At 77.1% G+C, this 19032-nt stretch carries 20 protein-coding genes; 15 read left to right on the top strand and 5 right to left on the bottom strand.

The genetic code is table 11. The annotated features are described in order from the left end of the window. Positions 1 to 9: 9 nt before the first annotated feature. Positions 10 to 540, bottom strand: a complete 531-nt coding sequence (locus OF117_RS06075; protein WP_263551907.1) for a DUF3515 domain-containing protein — start codon at positions 538 to 540, stop codon at positions 10 to 12. A gap of 157 nt (positions 541 to 697) precedes the next feature. Beyond that, the gene (locus OF117_RS06080; protein ID WP_263551908.1) at positions 698 to 931 is read right to left on the bottom strand and encodes an Lrp/AsnC family transcriptional regulator; all 234 of its coding nucleotides are present in this window, start codon (positions 929 to 931) and stop codon (positions 698 to 700) included. Positions 932 to 1023: 92 nt separating this feature from the next. Between OF117_RS06080 and OF117_RS06085 the strand changes: the two genes are divergently transcribed. Genes OF117_RS06085 through OF117_RS06095 form a run of 3 tightly spaced genes read left to right on the top strand, consistent with a single transcriptional unit; the run spans position 1024 to position 3267 of the window. After that, a complete protein-coding gene (locus OF117_RS06085) occupies positions 1024 to 2064 on the top strand; it encodes a thiamine-phosphate kinase (RefSeq protein WP_263551909.1) in 1041 nt (346 codons plus the stop codon). Further along, positions 2048 to 2653 carry a GNAT family N-acetyltransferase gene (locus OF117_RS06090; protein ID WP_263551910.1) on the top strand — a complete coding sequence of 202 codons (606 nt, stop codon included), beginning with the start codon at positions 2048 to 2050 and terminating at the stop codon, positions 2651 to 2653. The genes OF117_RS06085 and OF117_RS06090 overlap by 17 nt, the downstream gene beginning before the upstream one ends. Continuing rightward, positions 2641 to 3267 carry an AAA family ATPase gene (locus tag OF117_RS06095; RefSeq protein ID WP_263551911.1) on the top strand — a complete coding sequence of 209 codons (627 nt, stop codon included), beginning with the start codon at positions 2641 to 2643 and terminating at the stop codon, positions 3265 to 3267. The genes OF117_RS06090 and OF117_RS06095 overlap by 13 nt, the downstream gene beginning before the upstream one ends. A gap of 80 nt (positions 3268 to 3347) precedes the next feature. Here OF117_RS06095 and rpmB read toward each other — a convergent pair whose 3' ends face one another. Continuing rightward, positions 3348 to 3539 carry a 50S ribosomal protein L28 gene (rpmB, locus tag OF117_RS06100; RefSeq protein ID WP_263551912.1) on the bottom strand — a complete coding sequence of 64 codons (192 nt, stop codon included), beginning with the start codon at positions 3537 to 3539 and terminating at the stop codon, positions 3348 to 3350. A 194-nt stretch (positions 3540 to 3733) separates the two neighbouring features. On the opposite strand from rpmB, the gene OF117_RS06105 reads away from it, so the two are divergent. The 12 genes from OF117_RS06105 (at position 3734) to smc (ending at position 16356) form a co-directional block, all read left to right on the top strand. Next, positions 3734 to 5323, top strand: a complete 1590-nt coding sequence (locus OF117_RS06105) for a DAK2 domain-containing protein (RefSeq protein ID WP_263551913.1) — start codon at positions 3734 to 3736, stop codon at positions 5321 to 5323. Next, complete coding sequence (recG, locus tag OF117_RS06110; RefSeq protein ID WP_263551914.1) at positions 5320 to 7512, top strand: ATP-dependent DNA helicase RecG; 2193 nt, start codon at positions 5320 to 5322, stop codon at positions 7510 to 7512. The genes OF117_RS06105 and recG overlap by 4 nt, the downstream gene beginning before the upstream one ends. Beyond that, positions 7509 to 8063 (top strand): 16S rRNA (guanine(966)-N(2))-methyltransferase RsmD, encoded by a 555-nt coding sequence (gene rsmD, locus OF117_RS06115; RefSeq protein WP_263551915.1) that lies wholly within the window; start codon positions 7509 to 7511, stop codon positions 8061 to 8063. Before recG ends, rsmD begins: the two co-directional genes overlap by 4 nt. Further along, positions 8060 to 8560 carry a pantetheine-phosphate adenylyltransferase gene (coaD, locus tag OF117_RS06120; RefSeq protein WP_263551916.1) on the top strand — a complete coding sequence of 167 codons (501 nt, stop codon included), beginning with the start codon at positions 8060 to 8062 and terminating at the stop codon, positions 8558 to 8560. The genes rsmD and coaD overlap by 4 nt, the downstream gene beginning before the upstream one ends. Beyond that, a complete protein-coding gene (locus tag OF117_RS06125; protein ID WP_263551917.1) occupies positions 8557 to 9213 on the top strand; it encodes a hypothetical protein in 657 nt (218 codons plus the stop codon). The genes coaD and OF117_RS06125 overlap by 4 nt, the downstream gene beginning before the upstream one ends. Positions 9214 to 9361: 148 nt before the next feature. Beyond that, entirely contained in the window at positions 9362 to 10063 is a 702-nt protein-coding gene (locus OF117_RS06130; protein ID WP_263551918.1) for a YceD family protein, read from the top strand. Between the two features lie 2 nt (positions 10064 to 10065). Further along, positions 10066 to 10245 carry a 50S ribosomal protein L32 gene (rpmF, locus tag OF117_RS06135; protein WP_263551919.1) on the top strand — a complete coding sequence of 60 codons (180 nt, stop codon included), beginning with the start codon at positions 10066 to 10068 and terminating at the stop codon, positions 10243 to 10245. Positions 10246 to 10295: 50 nt separating this feature from the next. Next, a complete protein-coding gene (rnc, locus tag OF117_RS06140; protein ID WP_263551920.1) occupies positions 10296 to 11081 on the top strand; it encodes a ribonuclease III in 786 nt (261 codons plus the stop codon). A gap of 1 nt (position 11082) precedes the next feature. Next, entirely contained in the window at positions 11083 to 11973 is an 891-nt protein-coding gene (mutM, locus tag OF117_RS06145) for a bifunctional DNA-formamidopyrimidine glycosylase/DNA-(apurinic or apyrimidinic site) lyase (RefSeq protein ID WP_263551921.1), read from the top strand. Then, complete coding sequence (locus tag OF117_RS06150; RefSeq protein WP_263551922.1) at positions 11970 to 12254, top strand: acylphosphatase; 285 nt, start codon at positions 11970 to 11972, stop codon at positions 12252 to 12254. The genes mutM and OF117_RS06150 overlap by 4 nt, the downstream gene beginning before the upstream one ends. Before the next feature lie 151 nt (positions 12255 to 12405). Continuing rightward, positions 12406 to 12597 (top strand): hypothetical protein, encoded by a 192-nt coding sequence (locus tag OF117_RS06155; RefSeq protein ID WP_263551923.1) that lies wholly within the window; start codon positions 12406 to 12408, stop codon positions 12595 to 12597. Positions 12598 to 12786: 189 nt separating this feature from the next. Continuing rightward, entirely contained in the window at positions 12787 to 16356 is a 3570-nt protein-coding gene (gene smc / locus OF117_RS06160) for a chromosome segregation protein SMC (protein ID WP_263551924.1), read from the top strand. Positions 16357 to 16457: 101 nt separating this feature from the next. Here smc and OF117_RS06165 read toward each other — a convergent pair whose 3' ends face one another. Next, positions 16458 to 17297: an endonuclease/exonuclease/phosphatase family protein gene (locus OF117_RS06165; protein ID WP_263551925.1), complete on the bottom strand. Its 840-nt coding sequence runs from the start codon at positions 17295 to 17297 to the stop codon at positions 16458 to 16460. Between the two features lie 12 nt (positions 17298 to 17309). Then, positions 17310 to 18989 (bottom strand): alkaline phosphatase D family protein, encoded by a 1680-nt coding sequence (locus OF117_RS06170; protein WP_263551926.1) that lies wholly within the window; start codon positions 18987 to 18989, stop codon positions 17310 to 17312. Between the last annotated feature and the right edge of the window lie 43 nt (positions 18990 to 19032).

Genomic DNA, 19032 nt, shown 5'->3' on the forward strand with positions numbered 1-19032 from the left:
AGCAGCCGCTCAGCCGGCCGGCGCCGGCTCGCGCGCCTCCAGCGTCCGGCCGATCGGCACGGTCAGCTGGGTGACCCCGGCGCTGTCGACGGCCGCCGGCACCTGCACCTCGACGTAGACCGGCCGGTCGACGGCCGTCCAGACGGTGAGGTCGGGGTCGTCGGTGTCGACGAACCACTGGACGCCGTTGATCTGGATGAGGCTCGCGCCCAGGTCGAAGCCCTCCGGCCGGTCGACGCCGCAGACCAGCACGAGCGGCGGCTCGCCCCAGGCGTAGGCGTAGGGCGTGTCGGAGTCGACCCGCCGGGACGGTTCCCCGGCCAGCTCCAGCGGCAGCTCGGCCATGAGCCCCGGGCAGGCCGCCTCGGCCTCGGGCGTGACGGGCGGCACCGGGACCGGCAGCACCGGCAGCTCCGCCCGTGGCGTCGGCACGGTGCCCCCGACCTCGGCCGGCGCGCCGTCGCCGGCGGGCCGCGCGTCGCCGTCCGGGCCGAGCACGTTGACCAGGACGGCGACCACCACGACGACGGGCAGCACCACGGCGGTGGCGATCAGCGCGGCGCGGCGGAGCGGGTCGTCGGTCCGCCGGGCGCCGTTCCCGGCGCCTTTCCCGGCACCGGGGCCGGCGCCGGGGCCGTCCCTGGCGCCGTCGCCGGGATCGTCGCCCGCGCCCGGGGGGTGCTGCTCGGTCAGCGGCTCAGAGGTTGACGACGGGGCAGGTCAGCGTGCGGGTGATCCCGTCGACCGACTGGACCCGGGCCACGACCAGCCGGCCCAGCTCGTCGACGGTCTCGGCCTCGGCGCGGACGATGACGTCGTACGGGCCGGTGACGTCCTCGGCCTTCGTCACGCCGTCGATCTCGCTGATGGTCGCCGCCACCTGGGCGGCCTTGCCGACTTCGGTCTGGATGAGGATGTAGGCGTGGACCACGGGAGACCCTTCCTCGGGCAGCGCTGCCGGTACGTCGTCCCCGCCGGGTGGCGGACCGATCGGGAACCTACCCCAGCGGCGGGAGGGCGCCGGTGACTCGGCCCCGCCCGCTGCTGCCGCGGGACGACCCGGCCGACAGCGTGCGCGTCGTGGGCGAGTTCGGCGTCATCGCGCGGGTGCTCGCCCGGTCCGGCGCGGCCGCGGTCAGCGAGGTGGGACCGGGGGACGACGCCGCTGTGCTGCGCGCGCCGGACGGCCGGGTGGTGGCCACCACCGACGTCCTCGTGGAGGGCCGGCACTTCCGCCGCGACTGGTCCTCGCCGGAGGACATCGGGCACAAGGCGGCGGCGGCCAACCTCGCCGACGTCGCGGCCATGGGCGGCACCGCCACCGCGCTGCTGGTCGGGCTGGCCTGCCCGCCCGACACTTCGACCACGTGGCTGGAGGGCGTGGCGGCCGGGCTCGCGGCCGAGTGCGCGCCGCTGGGGGCGGCCGTGGTCGGTGGCGACACCGTCGGGGCGGCCCCGGGCAGCGACGCGGTCGTCCTGTCGGTGACCGCGCTGGGCGACCTCGGCGGCCGCGCGCCGGTGCTGCGCTCGGGCGCGCGGCCGGGTGACGTGGTGGCGCTGGCCGGGCGGCTGGGCTGGTCCGCGTGCGGGCTGGCCGTGCTCCGGCGGGGCTTCACCAGCCCGCTCGCGGCGGTGGCCGCGCACCGCCGTCCGGAGCCCCCGTACGCCGCCGGCCCGGCCGCCGCGCTGGCCGGTGCCACCGCCATGTGCGACGTGAGCGACGGTCTGCTCGCCGACGTCGGGCACCTGGCCGCGGGCAGCGGGGTGGACGTCGACCTGGACCGCGCCGCGCTGGTGCGCGCCTGCCTGGAGCCGGTCGGACCGCTGCAGCACGTGGCCGCGGCGCTCGGCGGCGACCCGATGGCCTGGGTGCTGACCGGTGGTGAGGACCACGCCCTGGTGGCCGCCTTCCCGCCCGGGGCCGAGCTGCCCGACGGGTGGACGGCGGTGGGCGCGGTGCGGGAGGCGCGGCAGGATCCGGCCGTGACGGTGAGCGGTGAGCCGGCCGCGGCGGTGCTGCGGTCGGTCGGTGCGGAGAGGGCGGGCCATGTCCACTTCGGCTGAGCGGGTGCTCCGCGACGAGCGGGGCCTGCGCGACGGTGCGCGGGTGGTGCTGCGGGCGCTGCCCTACGCCGACCCGCTGGCGCAGCACCTCGTCGAGCAGGTGCAGCAGGAGTACGTCGTCCGGTACGGCGGCCGGGACGCGGCCGTGGTCGACGCCGCGGAGTTCGACCCGCCGGCGGGGTTGTTCCTCGTCGCCGAGGTCGACGGCGTGCCCGCGGGCTGCGGGGCCTGGCGCGCCGTCGACGGGGAGGTCGCCGAGATCAAGCGGGTGTACGTGGCGCCCGGCTTCCGCCGGCGGGGGATCGCGCAGGTGGTCGTCGACGCGCTGGAGCGCAGCGCGCGCGGGGCGGGGCACCGTCGGATGGTGCTCAACTCGGGCGACCGGCAGCCCGAGGCGCTCGCGCTCTACGCCGGCCGCGGGTACCGGCCGGTGCCCGGCTACGGCGTGTACGCCTGCGCGCCCGGCGCGGTGTTCCTGGGCAGGGAGCTGGCCCCGCCCGTCACGCAGGCGGGCCGGGCGGACGCCGTCCCGGCCGGATCGGACGCGCCGGGCACGATCGGCGAGGAGGGGCGACCGTGGGCGTGGTGACCGTCTCGGCGTCGTACGGCGCCGGCGGGGCCGAGGTGGCGCCCGCCGTCGCCGAACGGCTCGGTCTGCCGTTCCACGACCGGGCCATCCCGGCCCAGGTGGCCGGCCGCCTCGGCGTGCCGGTCGCCGATGCGGAGGCCAACGACGAGACCGTGGTCCGGGGGTTGTGGCGGCTGGTGGCGTCGCTGGGTTCGATGCCCGACCCGGTCGGCGGGATGATGCCGACGACGGCCATCCCCGACGAGCGGGCCTACCGGCAGCAGACCGAGCGGGTGCTGGCCGAGATCGCCGACGGCGGCGGCGTGGTGCTCGGGCGCGCGGCCGCGCTGGTGCTCGGCCGCCGGGCCGACACCCTGCACGTGCGGCTCGACGGGCCGGAGGAGCGTCGGCTCGAGGCGGCGGTCGCCCGGTCGGGCCGGCCGTGGGAGGAGGTGCGCGGCGAGATGGTGGCCAACGACCGGGCCCGGCAGGCCTACGTGCGGCACTTCTACCGGTGCGACCCGGCCGAGGCGCGGCACTACCACCTGGTGGTGGACAGCACCGCGCTGCCGCTCGGGACCGTCGTCGACCTCGTCGTCACCGCAGCGCGGGCCCGTGGCATCGGCCGGGCCTGATCCGTCCGCGGGCCGCCGGACCGTGCCGTCGGGACCGGTGGCCGGAGGCGGCCGGAGGCGTGGGGAAGGGTGGTCCTCCCTCAGGCGCGGACGACCTTGCCCGCCCGGATGCACGAGGTGCAGGCGTGGATGCGCTTGCGGTTGCCGGGGGCGACCAGCGCCCGCACGGACTGGATGTTCGGGTTCCAGCGGCGCGACGTCCGCCGGTGCGAGTGCGACACCGACATGCCGAAACTCGGCCTCTTGCCACAGACATCGCACACGGCAGCCACGGTGGATCACTCCTAGGGTTTCGCTCACGGACGGCGGGGCAGACGGACACCCGCGTCAGGACCGCCCAGCAGTCTAACCGCTCGCGTGGTCACCCGCCCTCGCGGCCCTGCCTGCCGGGCCGGGCTGCCGCCGCCCGCCCGGCGGGCAACGCGCGCGGCCCGGGTCGGTCGTCCCCGCCGGGTAACCTCCGCCCGTGCTGCCGGCGCTGGACGACGCCGCGGTCGGCGCGTGGTGCCGGGCCGCGGTCACCGCGCTGTCCGCGGGTCGCGCGCGCCTCGACGACCTCAACGTCTTCCCGGTGCCCGACGGCGACACCGGCACCAACCTGCTGCTCACCGTCGAGGCCGCGCGCGACGCGCTCGACGCGGAGACCGGCGAGCCGGCCTGGGCGCTGGTCGCCCGCGGGGCCGTCCTCGGCGCCCGCGGCAACTCCGGCACCCTCCTCGCCGAGCTCGTGCGCGGCATGGCCGACCAGCTCGCCGACCAACCGCCGGCCGACGGACCCGCGGTCGCCGCCGCGATGCAGAAGGCCGCCGCCGGCGCCTACACCGCGGTCGCCGACCCCGAGGAGGGCACCTTCCTCACGGTCGCCCGCGCGGGCGCCGACGCCGCCGGCGCCGCGGTCGACGCCGGCCGCACCGGGCTCGACGAGGTCGTCCGCGCGGCGGCCGACGGTGCCCGTGCCGCGCTGGAGGGCACCGTCGACCAGCTCGACGTGCTGCGGGCCGCCGGGGTGGTCGACGCCGGCGGCGCCGGTCTCTGCGTGGTCCTCGACGCGCTGGTCACCACGGTCACCGGCGTCGAGCCCGCCCGCCCGCCGCTCCAGCGCCGGCGGGCCCGCCGCGCCGCCGCCGACCGCCCGCACCAGCCGCCCGCTGGTCCCGGCAGCGAGGTGCAGTACCTGCTCACCGACACCGACGAGGCCGCCGTCGCGCGGTTGCAGGAGCGGCTCGCCCGGCTCGGCGACAGCCTGGTGGTCGTCGGCGTCGACACGCCCGCCGGCCGCGCGTGGAACGTGCACGTGCACGCCGCCGACGTCGGTGCGGTCATCGAGGCCGGCATCGAGGCCGGGCGGCCCTACCGCATCACCGTCTCGCCGCTGGCCCCGGTCCGCCCGGCCGAGCCGGTCGCCGGGCGCCGTGCCGTGGTCGCCGTCGTCCCGGGCGACGGCCTCGCCGCGCTGTTCTCCGGCGAGGGCGTGCGGGCGGTCCCCTGCGGCCCGTCCGGGATCACCGAGGACGACGTGGTGCGGGCGGTGCTCGCCTCGGCGGCGCGGGACGTCGTCGTCCTCCCCAACGACGAGGCCCTCACCGCGGTCGCCGCCACCGCTGCCGAGCGGGCGCGGGAGACCGGGCGCGACGTCGTCGTCGTCCCCACCCGTGCCGCCGTGCAGGGGCTGGCGGCTGTCGCCGTCGCCGACCCGGGCCGCCGCTTCGCCGACGACGTCGTCGCGATGGCCGAGGCGGCCGCCGCAACCCGCTGGGCCGAGATACTGGTCGCCCGGCACGAGGCGCTGACCTCCGCGGGCCGCTGCCGCTCCGGCGACGTGCTCGGTCTCGTCGAGGGCGACGTCGTGGTCATCGGCCCGGCGCTCGACGCCGTCGCCTGCGACCTGCTCGACCGGCTGCTCGGGGCCGGCGGCGAGCTGGTCACCCTCGTCGTCGGCCACCCCGCGCTCGGGAACGCGGTCTGCGCGCACCTCGCCCGCGCGCACCCCACCGTCGAGGTCACCCGCTACGACGGGGGCCCGCCCGGCGTCCCGCTGCAGGTGGGCGTCGAGTGACCGTGAGCCTGGAGACCCCGCTCGACCGGGTGCTCGGCGCGCGGACGGCCGGGCCCATGGCCGAGTCGCTCGGGCTGCGCACCGTCCGCGACCTGCTCCGGCACTACCCGCGCCGGTACGCGAGGCGCGGCGAGATGGCCGACCTCACCAGTCTCGAGGTGGGCGACCGGGTCACCGTGCTGGCGCAGATCCGCAGCGTCGAGTCGCGGCGCATGCGCAACCGCAAGGGCACGCTCACCGAGGTCACCGTCGGCGACGGCCGGGGCCGCATGCGGCTGGTCTTCTTCAGCCACAAGCACGGCAAGCTGGTCCCGGGTGCCTGGGGGCTGTTCGCGGGCACGGTGAGCACGTACAAGGGCCAGCTGCAGTTCACCCACCCCGACATGCACCTGCTCGACGACCGCGACGCCGCCGACGACGACGAGTGGGCGCGCGCGCTCATCCCGATCTACCCGGCGAGCAAGGAGGTCTCGAGCTGGGTGGTGCAGCGCTCGCTGCGGACGCTGCTCGGCCCCGAGGGCCGCCTCGGCTCCCTCGTCGACGACCCGCTGCCCGAGGAGGTCCGCACCCGCCACGGGCTGCTGCCGCTCGCCGCCGCCCTGCTCGACATCCACCGCCCCACCTCGACCGAGGACGTCGCCCGTGCCCGCGAGCGGCTCAAGTGGGACGAGGCGCTGGTTCTCCAGCTCACCCTCGCCGCCCGCCGCCGCGCCGCCGCGCTGGAACCGGGCGTCGCCCGCCCCCGGCGGGCCGGCGGCCTGCTCGACGCCGTCGACGCCCGGCTGCCCTTCGCCCTCACCGACGGCCAGCGCGAGGTGGGCGAGCAGCTGGCCGCCGAGCTCGACCGGGAGCAGCCGATGCACCGGTTGCTGCAGGGAGAGGTGGGGGCCGGCAAGACGGTGGTCGCCCTGCGCGCGATGGCCCAGGTGGTCGACGCCGGGGGCCAGGCGGCGCTGCTCGCGCCGACCGAGGTGCTCGCGGCCCAGCACGTGCGGGGCATCCGCGCGCTGCTCGGCCCGCTCGGCCGGGCCGGCGAGCTCGATGGCGACCCCGCGGGCACCCGGGTCGTCCTGCTCACCGGCTCGCAGAGGGCCGCCGCCCGCCGGGAGGGCCGGGCCGACGTCGCCGAGGGCCGGGCCGGCATCGTCGTCGGCACGCACGCGCTGCTCCAGGAGGGTGTCGAGTTCGCCGACCTCGGCCTGGTCGTCGTCGACGAGCAGCACCGGTTCGGCGTCGAGCAGCGCGACGCCCTGCGCGCCAAGGGCGACCGACCGCCGCACGTGCTGGTCATGACCGCGACGCCGATCCCGCGCACCGTCGCGATGACCGTCTACGGCGACCTGGAGGTCTCCACGCTGCGCCAGCTGCCCGGCGGCCGCGGCGGCGTGGCGACCTCCGTCGTCCCGGTGTCGGACAGGCCGGCCTGGCTCGACCGGGCCTGGGAGCGGCTGCGGGAGGAGGTCTCCGCCGGGCGGCAGGCCTACGTCGTGTGCCCCCGGATCGGCGAGGGGGCCGACGCCGACGACGCGCCCGACGACGCAGACGGCGCCCCGGCCGACGGCGGTGACGACCGGCGCCCGCCGCTGGCCGTCCTCGACGTCGCCGAGCAGCTCCGCGAGGGCCCGCTCGCCGGCCTGCGGCTCGACGTCCTGCACGGCCGCCTGGCGCCGGACGAGAAGGACGCGCGCATGCGCGCGTTCGCCGCCGGGGAGACCGACGTGCTGGTCTCCACCACGGTCATCGAGGTGGGGGTCGACGTGCCCAACGCAACCGTGATGGTGGTCATGGACGCCGAGCGCTTCGGCGTCAGCCAGCTGCACCAGCTCCGCGGCCGGGTCGCCCGGGGCCGGCACCGCGGCCTGTGCCTGCTGGTCACCGAGGCGTCGGAGGGCTCGCCGTCCGGGCAGCGGCTGGCCGCGGTCGCCGCCACCTCCGACGGCTTCGAGCTCGCCCGCCTGGACTTGGAGACCCGGCGCGAGGGCGACGTGCTCGGCGCCGCCCAGTCGGGACGGCAGTCCACGGTGCGGATGCTGTCGCTGCTGGAGGACGAGGAGCTGATCGCCGCCGCCCGCGCCGAGGCCACCGCGCTGCTGGCCGGCGAGCGCGGCCTGGCCGACCACCCCGGCCTGGCCGCGGAGGTCGCCGCGCTCAACCTCGACGAGCGGGCGGACTGGCTCGAGAAGGCATGACCCGGCTGATCGCGGGGCTGGCCGGCGGCCGGCGCTTGCGGGTGCCGCCCGCCGGGGTGCGGCCCACGGGCGACCGGGCCCGCGAGGCCCTCTTCAACAGCCTGGGCACCCTGCTCGACCTCGAGGGCGCCCGCGTGCTCGACCTGTACGCCGGCTCCGGCGCGCTGGGCCTGGAGGCGCTGTCCCGCGGCGCGGTGGCGGCCGTCTTCGTCGAGAACGCGCCACGGGTGCTGCCGGTGCTGCGGGCCAACCTGGCCGCGGTCGGCCTGCCCGGCGGCCGGGTGGTGGCCCGCTCGGTCCCGGAGTACGTCGCCGGCCCGCCGCCCGGGCCGTTCGACCTCGTCCTCGCCGACCCGCCGTACGCCACGCCGGCCGCGGAGGTGCTCGGCGTGCTGGCGGGGCTGACCCGCGGCGGCTGGCTGGCGCCCGCGGCGGTCGTCGTGGTCGAGCGTTCCAGCCGCGAGCCGCCGTGGGAGTGGCCGACACCGCTCTCCGGGTTGCGCGAGCGCCGCTACGGGGAGGCCGTGCTCCGGTACGGTCGCTCCCCGTGAGGCGTGCCGTCTGCCCGGGTTCGTTCGACCCGGTCACCAACGGTCACGTCGACGTGATCACGCGGGCGGCGGCGCTGTACGACGAGCTGGTCGTCGCCGTCCTGGTCAACCCCGGCAAGGCCGGGCTGTTCGGGGTCGAGGAGCGCATGGAGCTGCTCCGCGACGCCGTCGCCGACCTGCCCAACGTGCGCGTGGACAGCTTCTCCGGCCTGCTCGTCGACTACTGCCGGGCGCACGACGTGCCGGTGATCGTCAAGGGCCTGCGCGCGGTCAGCGACTTCGAGTACGAGCTGCAGATGGCGCAGATGAACCGCGAGCTGGCCGGGATCGAGACGCTGTTCGTGCCGACCGCGCCGCAGGTCGGTCACCTGTCCTCCAGCCTGATCAAGCAGATCGCCGGCTTCGGTGGCGACGTGTCCCGGCTGGTGCCCAAGGCGGTCCTGGAGCGGCTGCTGGCCGCCCGCGACCGGTCCGGGGCGGCGGGGGAGGGGCCGTGACGGAGGTCGTCTACCGGCTGTACGAGACCGTCGACGAGCTGTCCACGGTCATCGAGAACGCCCGCAGCGTGCCCATGTCCGGCTCCTGCATGGTGCCCCGCGACCACCTGCTCGACCTGCTCGACGACCTGCGGGAGTCGCTGCCCGAGGACGTGCAGGCGGCCGGCGCAATCGTCGAGCAGCGCACCGAGATCCTGCAGCAGGCGCAGGAGGAGGCCGAGCGGATCGCCGGCCGCACCCGCGGCGAGAGCGAGCAGCTGGTCGCCCAGGCGCGCCGCCAGCGCGAGGAGATCCTCGGCACCGCCCGCCGTCAGCGCGACGAGCTGCTGACGTCGGCGCAGGGCGAGGCGGAGCGGCTGCTGGCCGAGGCCGAGGAGGAGGCCGGCCGGCTGGTCGCCGAGGGCCGCCGCCGCCGTGACGCGCTGATCGCCGAGGCGCGGGCCGAGCACGAGCGCCTGGTCACCGAGACCGAGGTGTACCAGCGGGCGCTGATCCAGGCCGACGAGCTGGGCGCGCAGACCCAGACCGAGGTCGCCCGCATGCGCGCGGAGGTCGACGAGTACGTCGACACCCGGCTGGCCGACTTCGGCGCGACGCTCGAGCGGATGCTGCGGTCGGTCGAGGCGGCCCGCAGCACGCTGCGCGACGGCTGATCCGGCGGGCTGCGGGGTCCGGCCCGTCCCCGGCGTCCGCCCGCCACGGCGACCGGGGAGGGCGATCGGGTAGTCTCGGCAACCGGTCCGACCGCCGGTGGCGCCCCGTCCCGGCCGACCACCCCCGCTCCCGACCGCGAGTACCGACATGCCTGCCGCTTCTCCGCACCGCCCCGGCGCCGCGCCCTCCGACGCGCGGCGTCCCCGGGGTGTGCCGTCGGGCGCCCGCCGGTCCGACAGCGCCGCGTCCGGCGCGCGGCCGGCCGGCGCCCGGCGCGCCGGGCCCCACCCGTGGGTCGTCGAGCTGCGCGAGCTCGGCCGCTGCGCCGGGTCGATGCAGCAGCTGGAGCGCACGCTGCCGGCACCCCCCGGATGGGGGGTCGAGCTGATCGGCGTCCCCGAGGGGGGTGAGGTGCGGCTGGACCTGCGGCTGGAGTCGGTCATGGAGGGCGTGCTCGTCTCCGGCGAGGTCGACGTCCCCGTCACCGGGTCCTGCGCCCGCTGCCTCGACGCGATCGAGGACTCGCTGGTCCTCGACGTGCAGGAGTTGTTCGCCTACGAGGGCAGCACCACCGAGGCCACCAGCGAGGAGGACGAGGTCCGGCTCGTCGAGGGCGAGCGGATCGACCTCGAGCCGATGGTCCGCGACGCCGTCGTCCTCGCCCTGCCGCTGGCCCCGTTGTGCACCGACGAGTGCGCGGGCCTGTGCGCCGACTGCGGCCAGCGGCTCGACGACCTGCCGCCCGACCACTCGCACGACCAGCTCGACCCCCGCTGGGCCGGGCTCGCCGCCCGCGTCCCCCCCTCGCCGGACGCCTCCGGCGGGGACAACCGATCCGAGGAGAACTGACCGTGGCCGTCCCGAAGCGGCGCATGTCGCGCAGCAACACCCGCTCCCGCCGGTCGCAGTGGAAGGCCACCGCCCCGACGCTGTCGCCCTGCCCCAACCGGGCCTGCGGCCAGCTGAAGCCGCCGCACCAGGCCTGCCCGAACTGCGGCCAGCACGCCGGTCGCCAGGTCCTCTCGGTCTGATCGCCACGACGCCGGTCCGCACGATCCCCGGCTCCGCGCCGATCCGGGACGTGACCGCGCCCCCGGACGACGTCGTCCCGGCCGAACCGCACTCGCCGGCCGGTCCGGAGCACGCCTCCCGCGCGGCCGCCTGGCTGCTCGACGCCCTCGGCGTCGCGCTGCCGGGCGGCCTGCTCGCGCTCGCGCTGACCCACCGGTCGTGGTCCTACGAGAACGGCGGGGTGCCCACCAACGAGCGGCTGGAATTCCTCGGCGACTCCGTGCTCGGCCTGGTCGTCACCGACGAGCTCTACCGCAGCCAGCCCGACCTGCCCGAGGGGCAGCTGGCCAAGCTGCGCGCGTCCGTGGTGAACATGGCCTCGCTGGCCGGCGTCGCCCGCCGCCTCGGCGCCGGGGGGATCGGCCCGCACCTGCTGCTCGGCCGGGGCGAGGAGGCGACCGGCGGCCGGGAGAAGGACTCCATCCTCGCCGACGCCCTCGAGGCGCTGCTCGGCGCCGTGCACCTCGGCCTCGGGCTGTCGGTCGCCGGTGACCTCGTGCACCGGCTCTTCGACCCGCTGCTGGCCGAGGCCGCCACCCGCGGGGCCGGCCTGGACTGGAAGACCAGCCTCCAGGAGCTGGGCGCCGCCCGGGGTCTCGGTGCGCCCACCTACGCGATCGAGGACGACGGTCCCGACCACGCCAAGACCTTCACCGCGGCCGTGCTGCTGTCCGGCACCGTCTACGGGACCGGCACCGGCCGCACCAAGAAGGCCGCCGAGCAGGTCGCCGCCGAGGCGGCCTGGCGGACGCTGTCGGCCGACGCGCCCGCCGCGGGGCCGGCCGCCCCACGCTGACGTGCCCGAGCTGCCCGAGGTCGAAGTCGTCCGGCGCGGCCTGGAGCGCTGGGTCGCCGGCCGCACCATCGCCTCCGTCGAGGTCCGCCACCCGCGCGCGGTCCGCCGCCACCTCGAGGGCGCCGACTCCTTCGTGGCACAGCTGACCGGCCGCACCCTCACCGCGGCCCGCCGCCGCGGCAAGTACCTCTGGCTGCCGCTCGCCGAACCCGGGGACGGCCCGGCCGGCACCGCCACGGGCACCGCGCTCGTCGCCCACCTCGGGATGAGCGGGCAGCTGCTCGTCGAGAAACCGTCGACGCCGGACGAGACCCACTTGCGCGCCCGCGTCACCTTCTCCGACGGCGGTCGCGAGCTGCGCTTCGTCGACCAGCGCACCTTCGGTGGGCTCGCGGTCGAGGAGGCCGGTCCCGGCGGAGCGCTGCCGCACCGACTGGCGCACATCGCCATCGACCCGCTCGACGGCTCCTTCGACGCGGCCGCCTTCAGCGCCGCCCTCCGCCGGCGGCGGACCGAGGTCAAGCGGGCGCTGCTGGACCAGACGCTGATCGGCGGCGTCGGCAACATCTACGCCGACGAGGCGCTCTGGCGGGCGCGGCTGCACGGCAGCCGGCCGACCGACCGGCTGACCCGCGCGCAGGTGCACGACCTGCTCGAGGGCGTCCGGGACGTGCTGGGGGAGGCCCTCGCCCAAGGCGGCACCTCGTTCGACTCGCTGTACGTCGACGTCAACGGGCAGAGCGGCTACTTCTCCCGCTTCCTCGCCGTCTACGGTCAGGCCGACCGGCCGTGCCCTCGCTGCGGGACCCCGATCCGACGGGAGTCGTTCATGAACCGCTCGAGCTACAGCTGCCCGCGCTGCCAGCCGCCGCCCCGCCGGCGGGCCCCGTGAGCGGGAGCAGCGGCGTCGTCCGGGTGGTCGCCCTGGTCGACGGCGTCGTCCAGGGCGTGGGCTACCGGTGGTTCGCCCGGCAGCGCGCCGAGGCCGCCGGGCTGTCGGGCACCGCGCGCAACCTCCCCGACGGCCGAGTCGAGGTCGTCCTCGAGGGACCGGAGGACCTCGTCCGCGCGACGGTCGGCGCGCTGAGCGGCCCGGACGCCCCGGGCGCCGTCCGCGACGTGCAGCAGCGGGACGAGCCGGCGCGCGGGGTGCGCGGGTTCACCACGGAGTGACGAAGACGACATCCCCCGGACACAGCAGCACGCCGGTCCCCGCGTTGACCTGCACGTCCAGGCCTGTCACCCTGGAGGTACCACAGCCCACGCCGACCCGTCGACCGGGGCGTCGGGCTCACCTCACGTCGTCGGAAAGGCCGCTTCCGCCATGGCCAAGGCCCTGTTCGGTCACGTCGTCGCACCCGCGGAGCTCCGAGTAGCCGAGGAGAACGCCGTCCTCCGCGCCCGGGTGCGTCGCCTGGAGCGCGAGCTCGAGCAGCTGCGCGCCGAACGGGACGCCGCCATCGCCCACGAGCTGCTGGCCTACGCCGGCGAGAAGGCCGAGCCCGCCCTGGCGTGACGGCCGCCTCGGCCGCCTCGGGAGCAGCGAGCGGGGCGTGGTCCGAGGCGCGGAGGTCCGCCGGCGGCATCGCGTGACGCCGCGGCGCCCTGTGACGGACGCCGCCGACCTGTCACCCCCGCACCACGCTGCACGGATGCCCCGCGGTTGCGCGGAACGGACCGCTCCGTCCGGTACCGTGCCTGATCCGTGCACCTGTCCAGCCTGACGCTGAAGGGCTTCAAGTCCTTCGCGTCCGCGACCACGCTCCGGCTCGAACCGGGCATCACCGCCGTGGTCGGCCCCAACGGCTCGGGCAAGTCCAACGTCGTCGACGCCATCGCCTGGGTCCTGGGCGAACAGGGCGCCAAGAGCCTGCGCGGCGGCAAGATGGAGGACGTCGTCTTCGCCGGCACGGCCGGGCGCCCGCCGCTCGGCCGGGCCGAGGTCACCCTCACCATCGACAACACCGACGGCGCCCTGCCGATCGACTACACCGAGGTGTCGATCACCCGCCGGATGTACCGCTCCGGCGAGAGCGAGTACGAGCTCAACGGCGACAAGGTCCGGCTCCTCGACGTCCAGGAGCTGCTCAGCGACGCGGGCATCGGCCGGGAGATGCACGTCATCGTCGGGCAGGGGCAGCTCGACGCCGTCCTCTCCGGCCGCCCGGAGGACCGCCGCGCCTTCGTCGAGGAGGCCGCCGGCGTCCTCAAGCACCGCAAGCGCAAGGAGAAGGCGCTCCGCAAGCTCGACGCGATGCAGGCCAACCTCGACCGGCTGGCCGACCTCACCACCGAGCTGCGCCGCCAGCTCAAGCCCCTGGGCAAGCAGGCCGAGGTGGCCCGCCGCGCCGCGTCGGTGCAGGCCGACCTCCGCGACGCCCGGCTGCGGTTGCTCGCCGACGACCTCGTGCAGCTGCGGGAGGCCCTCGACCGGGACGTCGCCGACGAGGCCGCGGCGCGGCAGCGGCGGGCGGCGGTCGAGGGCGAGCTGGCCGAGGCCTCCCGGCGCGAGGCCGAGCTGGAGCGGGAGCTGGCCGACGGCGCGCCACGGCTGCAGACCGCGTCGGACACCTGGTACCGGTTGTCCGCCCTGGCCGAGCGGTTCCGGGGGACCGGCCAGCTCGCCGCCGAGCGGCACCGGCACCTGTCCGCCGCCGCGCCGGCCGCGGCGGCACCCGGCCGCGACCCCGACCAGCTGGACGCCGAGGCCGACCGCGTCGCCGCCACCGAGGGCGAGCTCGCGGCCGGGCTGGACGCCGAGCGTGCCCGGCTGACCGCCGCCGTGCGGGACCGCGGCGAGCTGGAGACCGGCCTCGCGGCGGCCGAGAAGGCCTGGGTGGCCGCCGCCCGCGCGCTGGCCGACCGCCGGGAGGAGCTCGCCCGGCTGTCCGGGTCGGTCGAGGCGGCCCGGTCGCGCGCCGTCGCGGGTCGCGCCGAGGTCGAGCGGCTGGCGCTGGCCGCCGGCGAGGCCACCGACCGCGCCGAGGTCGCGGCCGATCGATTGGCGCAGCGCCGCGACGCCGCCGGCGAGCAGGAGGACGCCGACCTGGCCCTCGTCGCCGCGCACGAGGAGGCCCTCGCCGCCTCGGCCGCCGCCGCCCGCGCGGTCACGGAGCTCACCGAGGCCGAGCGGGCCGCCGAGCGGGACCGTGCCTCGTGGCAGGCCCGCCGCGAGGCGCTGGCGCTCGGCCTGGCCCCGGACGACGGGGCGGCGACGGTCCTGTCCGCCGACCTCGACGGCGTGGTCGGTCCGGTCGCCGACCAGCTGACCGTCGCCCCCGGCGACGAGGTGGCGGTGGCCGCGGCGCTGGGCGGGATGGCCGACGCGGTCGTCGTCTCCGGGGTGCCCGAGGCCGCCGACGTCCTGCGCCACCTGGTCGACGTCGACGGCGGCCGCGCCGGGCTGCTGGTCACCGCGGGGCTCCCCCCGGTGCCCCGGGACGGCTGGCCGGACCTCCCCGAGGGCCTGCGCTGGGCCCTGGACGCCGTCGACGCCCCCGAGCCGCTGCGCCCGGCGCTGGCCCGCGCGCTCGACCGGGTCGCGCTCGTGCCCGACCTGGCCGCCGCCGCCCGGCTGGTGGGTGTCCACCCGCGGGTCCGCGCGGTGACGGCGGCCGGTGACCTCGTCGGATCCGACTGGGTCGTCGGTGGGCAGCGCGAGCGGCCCTCGCACCTGGAGGTCCGCGCCCGCGTCGAGGAGGCCGACGGCGAGCTCGCGGCCGCCGCGGCCCGCGCCGCGCAGCTGGCCGACCGGCTCGCCGCCGCCCGGGTCGCCGCCCGCGAGCGCTCCGCCGACGTCGACGCCGCACTGGCCGCCCGGCAGACCGCCGACCGCACCCGCTCCGCCGCCGCCGCCGCGCTCGCCGAGCTGGGCGCCGCCGCCCGGTCGGCGGCGGCGGAGGCCGAGCGGTCCGCCGCTGCCCGGGTGCGGGCCGAGCAGGCGCTCGAGGTGGCGCTGGCCGGTTTCGCGGAGCTGGAGGCCCGGCTCGCCGCGGCGCAGGCCGCACCGGTGGAGGAGGAGCCGCCGACGGAGGACCGCGACCGGCTGCGCGCCGAGGTGGCGGCCGCCCGGCAGGTGGAGACCGAGGCACGGCTCGCCGTCCGCACCGCCGAGGAGCGCGCCCGGGCCCTGCACGGCCGCGCCGAGTCGCTGCGCCGGCAGGCGCGGCAGGAGCGGGCCGCGCGGGAGCGGGCGGCGGCCGCGCGGGCCGCGCGGGAGCGCGGAGCCGCCGTGGCGGCGCGGGTGCGTGCCGACGCCGAGCGGGCGCTGGCGGCCGTGGGGACCTCGCTCACCCGGGCCGCGGCCGAGCGGGACGAGCTCGCCGCCGCCCGCAGCGCCCAGGAGGCCGAGCTGCTCGACGTGCGCGCCCGCGTGCGCGCCGCGACCGCCGAGCTGGACCGGCTCACCGACGAGGTCCACCGCGACGAGGTCGCCCGCGCGGAGCAGCGGTACCGCATCGAGGCCCTGGAGGCCCGCGCGGCCGAGGAGTTCGGCGTCGACCGGGCCACGCTGCTCGCCGAGTACGGACCCGCCGCCCCGGTGCCGCCGGGCGCCCAGCAGGTGGCCGCGGCCGAGGCCGCCGACGAGCCGGCCCCCGCGGCGGTGCCGTACGACCGCGCCGTCCAGGAGCAGCGGGCTGCCCGGGCCGAGCGCGACCTGGCCGCCCTGGGCAAGGTCAACCCGCTGGCGCTGGAGGAGTTCGCCGCGCTGGAGGAGCGGCAGACCTTCCTGGCCACCCAGCTCGAGGACCTCCGGGCCACCCGCCGCGACCTGCTCACCGTCGTCCGCGAGGTCGACGACCGCATCCACGACGTGTTCTCCGCCGCGTTCGCCGACGTCGCCCGCGAGTTCGAGACGGTCTTCGCCACGCTGTTCCCCGGCGGTTCCGGGCGGCTGGTGCTCACCGATCCCGACTCGATGCTCACCACCGGCGTCGAGGTGGAGGCGCGGCCGCCGGGCAAGAAGGTCAAGCGGCTGTCGCTGCTCTCGGGCGGCGAGCGCTCGCTGACCGCGGTGGCCCTGCTGGTCGCGATCTTCCGCGCCCGACCCTCGCCGTTCTACGTGCTCGACGAGGTCGAGGCGGCGCTGGACGACGTCAACCTCGGCCGGCTGCTCACCCTGATCGGCGAGCTGCGCGCCACGTCCCAGCTGATCGTCATCACCCACCAGAAGCGCACCATGGAGATCGCCGACGCGCTGTACGGCGTGAGCATGCGCGGCGACGGCATCACCGGCGTGATCAGCCAGCGGCTCCGCGAGCTCGAGACCGCCTGAGCGGGGGCCCCCTCCTCGGACCCGCCTGCAGGGACGACGGACCCCGGTCGGCTGTCCGGACCCCGTCTTCCCTGCACCGGGTCGGTGGCCGAGCGCCGGGGTCAGACGCCGCTGCGGACCTCGAGGTCGACGACGACGGGCAGGTGGTCGGAGGCCCCGGCGGCGCCGACGACGTGCGCCGCCGTGACCGCGACGCCGTCGGAGACCCACACGTGGTCGATGCGCCGGTGCGGCGCGCGGGACGGGAACGTCAGCCCCTCGTCGCGGTGCCAGAACCGCCAGCCGGACCGGTCGCCGCGGGACCGCGCCAGGTCCCAGGCGTCGGTGAAGCGCTCGCGCAGCGGGGCGAGCTCGGGGGCGTCGGGCACGGTGTTGAAGTCCCCGACGACCACGCCGGTGTCCATCGGTTCGGTGTGCAGCGCGGCCACCGCCGCCACCTGCGCCGCGCGCCGCTCGGGTGCGCCGGTGCTCAGGTGGGTGTTGGTGACCCACAGCGCGGCACCGTCGAGCTCCACGAGCGTGCGCAGGGCGCACCGCGGCTCCCCGCCGCCGGGGAGCCGGTGCACGTCGCTGACCAGGATCGGCAGCCGGGAGAGCAGCGCGTTGCCGTACTGCTTCCGCGGGCCGCCGTCGGGACGCGGCTCGTCGATGGCCGGGCCCCACGCCAGCTGCACGTCCAGCGCGCGCGCGAGCAGCGTCGCCTGGTCGACGTCCTCGCTGCGCGGCCCGAAGTGCCGGTCGACCTCCTGCAGGCAGAGGACGTCGGCGTCCAGGGACTGCAGCAGCGAGGCCAGCCGCGGGAGGTCGTGCCGGCCGTCGGGGCCCACCCCGTGGTGGATGTTGAAGCAGGCCAGCCGGACCGGGATCGGCGGCTGGCCGGGGCCCGGGGCCGGCTTCGGCGCCGGGCCTCCTCCGGGGGTGGGCTGGGGGACGTCGCGCACCCCTCCAGCCTGTCAGGCCGGGGCGAGCTCCATGTCCGCCACCTGGCGCCATTCGTCGCGGCCCTGCCCGTCCCGGCCCGTGGCGTACAGCAGGAACCTGGCCTGGCGGCCGTCGAGCACCAGCTCGCCGATCTCGTTGCCGAAGTACGGGCCCGCCTGCTTCTCCCACTCCAGCGAGGTCGGTTCGACCCTCGCCAGCCGACCCACCCCGTCGGTCAGGCGCCGGGCCCAGCGGCTCCAGCCGATCCGGAAGCCGACCTTGATGGGGTGCGGCGCCTGGTTGTGCAGCGGTGAGACGGTCAGCTGGTGCACCCGGCTGCTCAGGCCGTCGGGACGCACCAGCTCGGCGCAGTAGGCGTGGTGGACGTCTCCGGAGAGCACCAGTGCCGTCGCCGGCGGCCGTCCGTGCTCGCCGCGGGCCACCGACAGCAGGGCCCGGCCGAGCCGTTCGAAGGAGTCGTGGAACGCCGACCAGTGCTCCAGGTCGGCGGCCTGGCGCAGGAGCTCCGCCAGCGCGCCGAGGGGGCCGCCGACGTGCCGCTGCTTGAGGGTCTCGTTCCAGCGCTCGATGTTGTGGACGGCGTGCGGCAGCAGCCACGGCAGCGAGGTGCCGAGGACGAGGTGCTCCACGCCGTCGCCGACGGCGTTGCGCATCGCCGCCTCGACCCACGCGAACTCCTCGTCGTCGAGCATCGCCCGCTGCCTCTCCTCGAGCACCCGGCCGGCGCGGCTGTCGATCATGATCAGCCGGGTCGGGCCCCAGTGCCGCACGAAGCTCCAGCGGACGGTCGTCGGTTCGGCGTCGGCGCGCTCGGCCATGTCCCGCAGCAGCGGCTCGGCGTCGTCGTCGTCCTCGGGCAGGCCCAGCACGGCCTGCCAGGTCTTGTTCTGCGCCAGCTCGTCCGGGCTGAGGTTGCCCAGGTGCTGGTAGACCCAGTAGCTGATCAGACCGCCGAGGATGCGGTCGGACCACCACTCCTTGCCCAGCATCTTCTGCCGCCAGGCCGCCGAGGTGTTCCAGTCGTCGATCATCTCGTGGTCGTCGAAGATCATCGACGACGGGATCGTCGACAGCAGCCAGCGGACCTGCGGATCGCTCCAGGACTCGGCGTAGAGCCGCGTGTACTCCTCGAAGTTCGCCGCCTGCTCGCCGGGCGCCCGGTCGAGGTCGCGGCGGCGCGCCAGCCACCGCTTGGTGCCGGGGGTCAGCGCGTCGGCGTAGACCTGGTCGCCGAGCATCACCAGCGCGTCGGGCCATTCGCCCTCCGGCCGCGTCGCCATCTGCGTCGCGTAGCTGTCCAGGGCGTCGGGTGGGATCTTCGCGTCCGCCTCGACGCTGCCGCGCGTGGCGTAGCGGCAGGAGCCGAAGGCCAGGCGGAACGGGCCGGGCCCTCCTGGCGTGCGGATCCGGCAGGCCGGGAACGGGTCGTGCTCCTCGGGCCAGACCCGGCGGCCGTCGAGGTGCACCTCGTAGGGCGTGGTGCTGCCGGGTGCCAACCCCTCCACCACGACCAGGGCGAAGTGGTGCCCACCGACGCAGAACGTGCGGGCGCGGCGGCCGAGCACCTCGACGGTGCACGACCGGTCGGTCTCCACCCAGATGGTGGCGGACACGGGGTCGACGTGCCGCAGCAGCGGGCCCAGACGCAGCGCCGGGTCCGGTCCCCGCGCCGCCTCCTCGGAGGGGTTCATGGCGCCCAGCCTGGCCCATCGACCTCGCAAACGCCCGCGTCCC

It is taken from the genome of Geodermatophilus sp. YIM 151500, from assembly GCF_025716945.1.
Lineage (GTDB): Bacteria > Actinomycetota > Actinomycetes > Mycobacteriales > Geodermatophilaceae > YIM-151500.

Bases quoted from the DNA above. Each gene is read 5' to 3' on its own strand.
- OF117_RS06090 (WP_263551910.1), top strand. From the start codon at position 2,048: ATGTCCACTTCGGCTGAGCGGGTGCTCCGCGACGAGCGGGGCCTGCGC.
- OF117_RS06155 (WP_263551923.1), top strand. From the start codon at position 12,406: ATGGCCAAGGCCCTGTTCGGTCACGTCGTCGCACCCGCGGAGCTCCGA.
- OF117_RS06170 (WP_263551926.1), bottom strand. From the start codon at position 18,989: ATGAACCCCTCCGAGGAGGCGGCGCGGGGACCGGACCCGGCGCTGCGT.
- OF117_RS06130 (WP_263551918.1), top strand. From the start codon at position 9,362: ATGCCTGCCGCTTCTCCGCACCGCCCCGGCGCCGCGCCCTCCGACGCG.
- rsmD (WP_263551915.1), top strand. From the start codon at position 7,509: ATGACCCGGCTGATCGCGGGGCTGGCCGGCGGCCGGCGCTTGCGGGTG.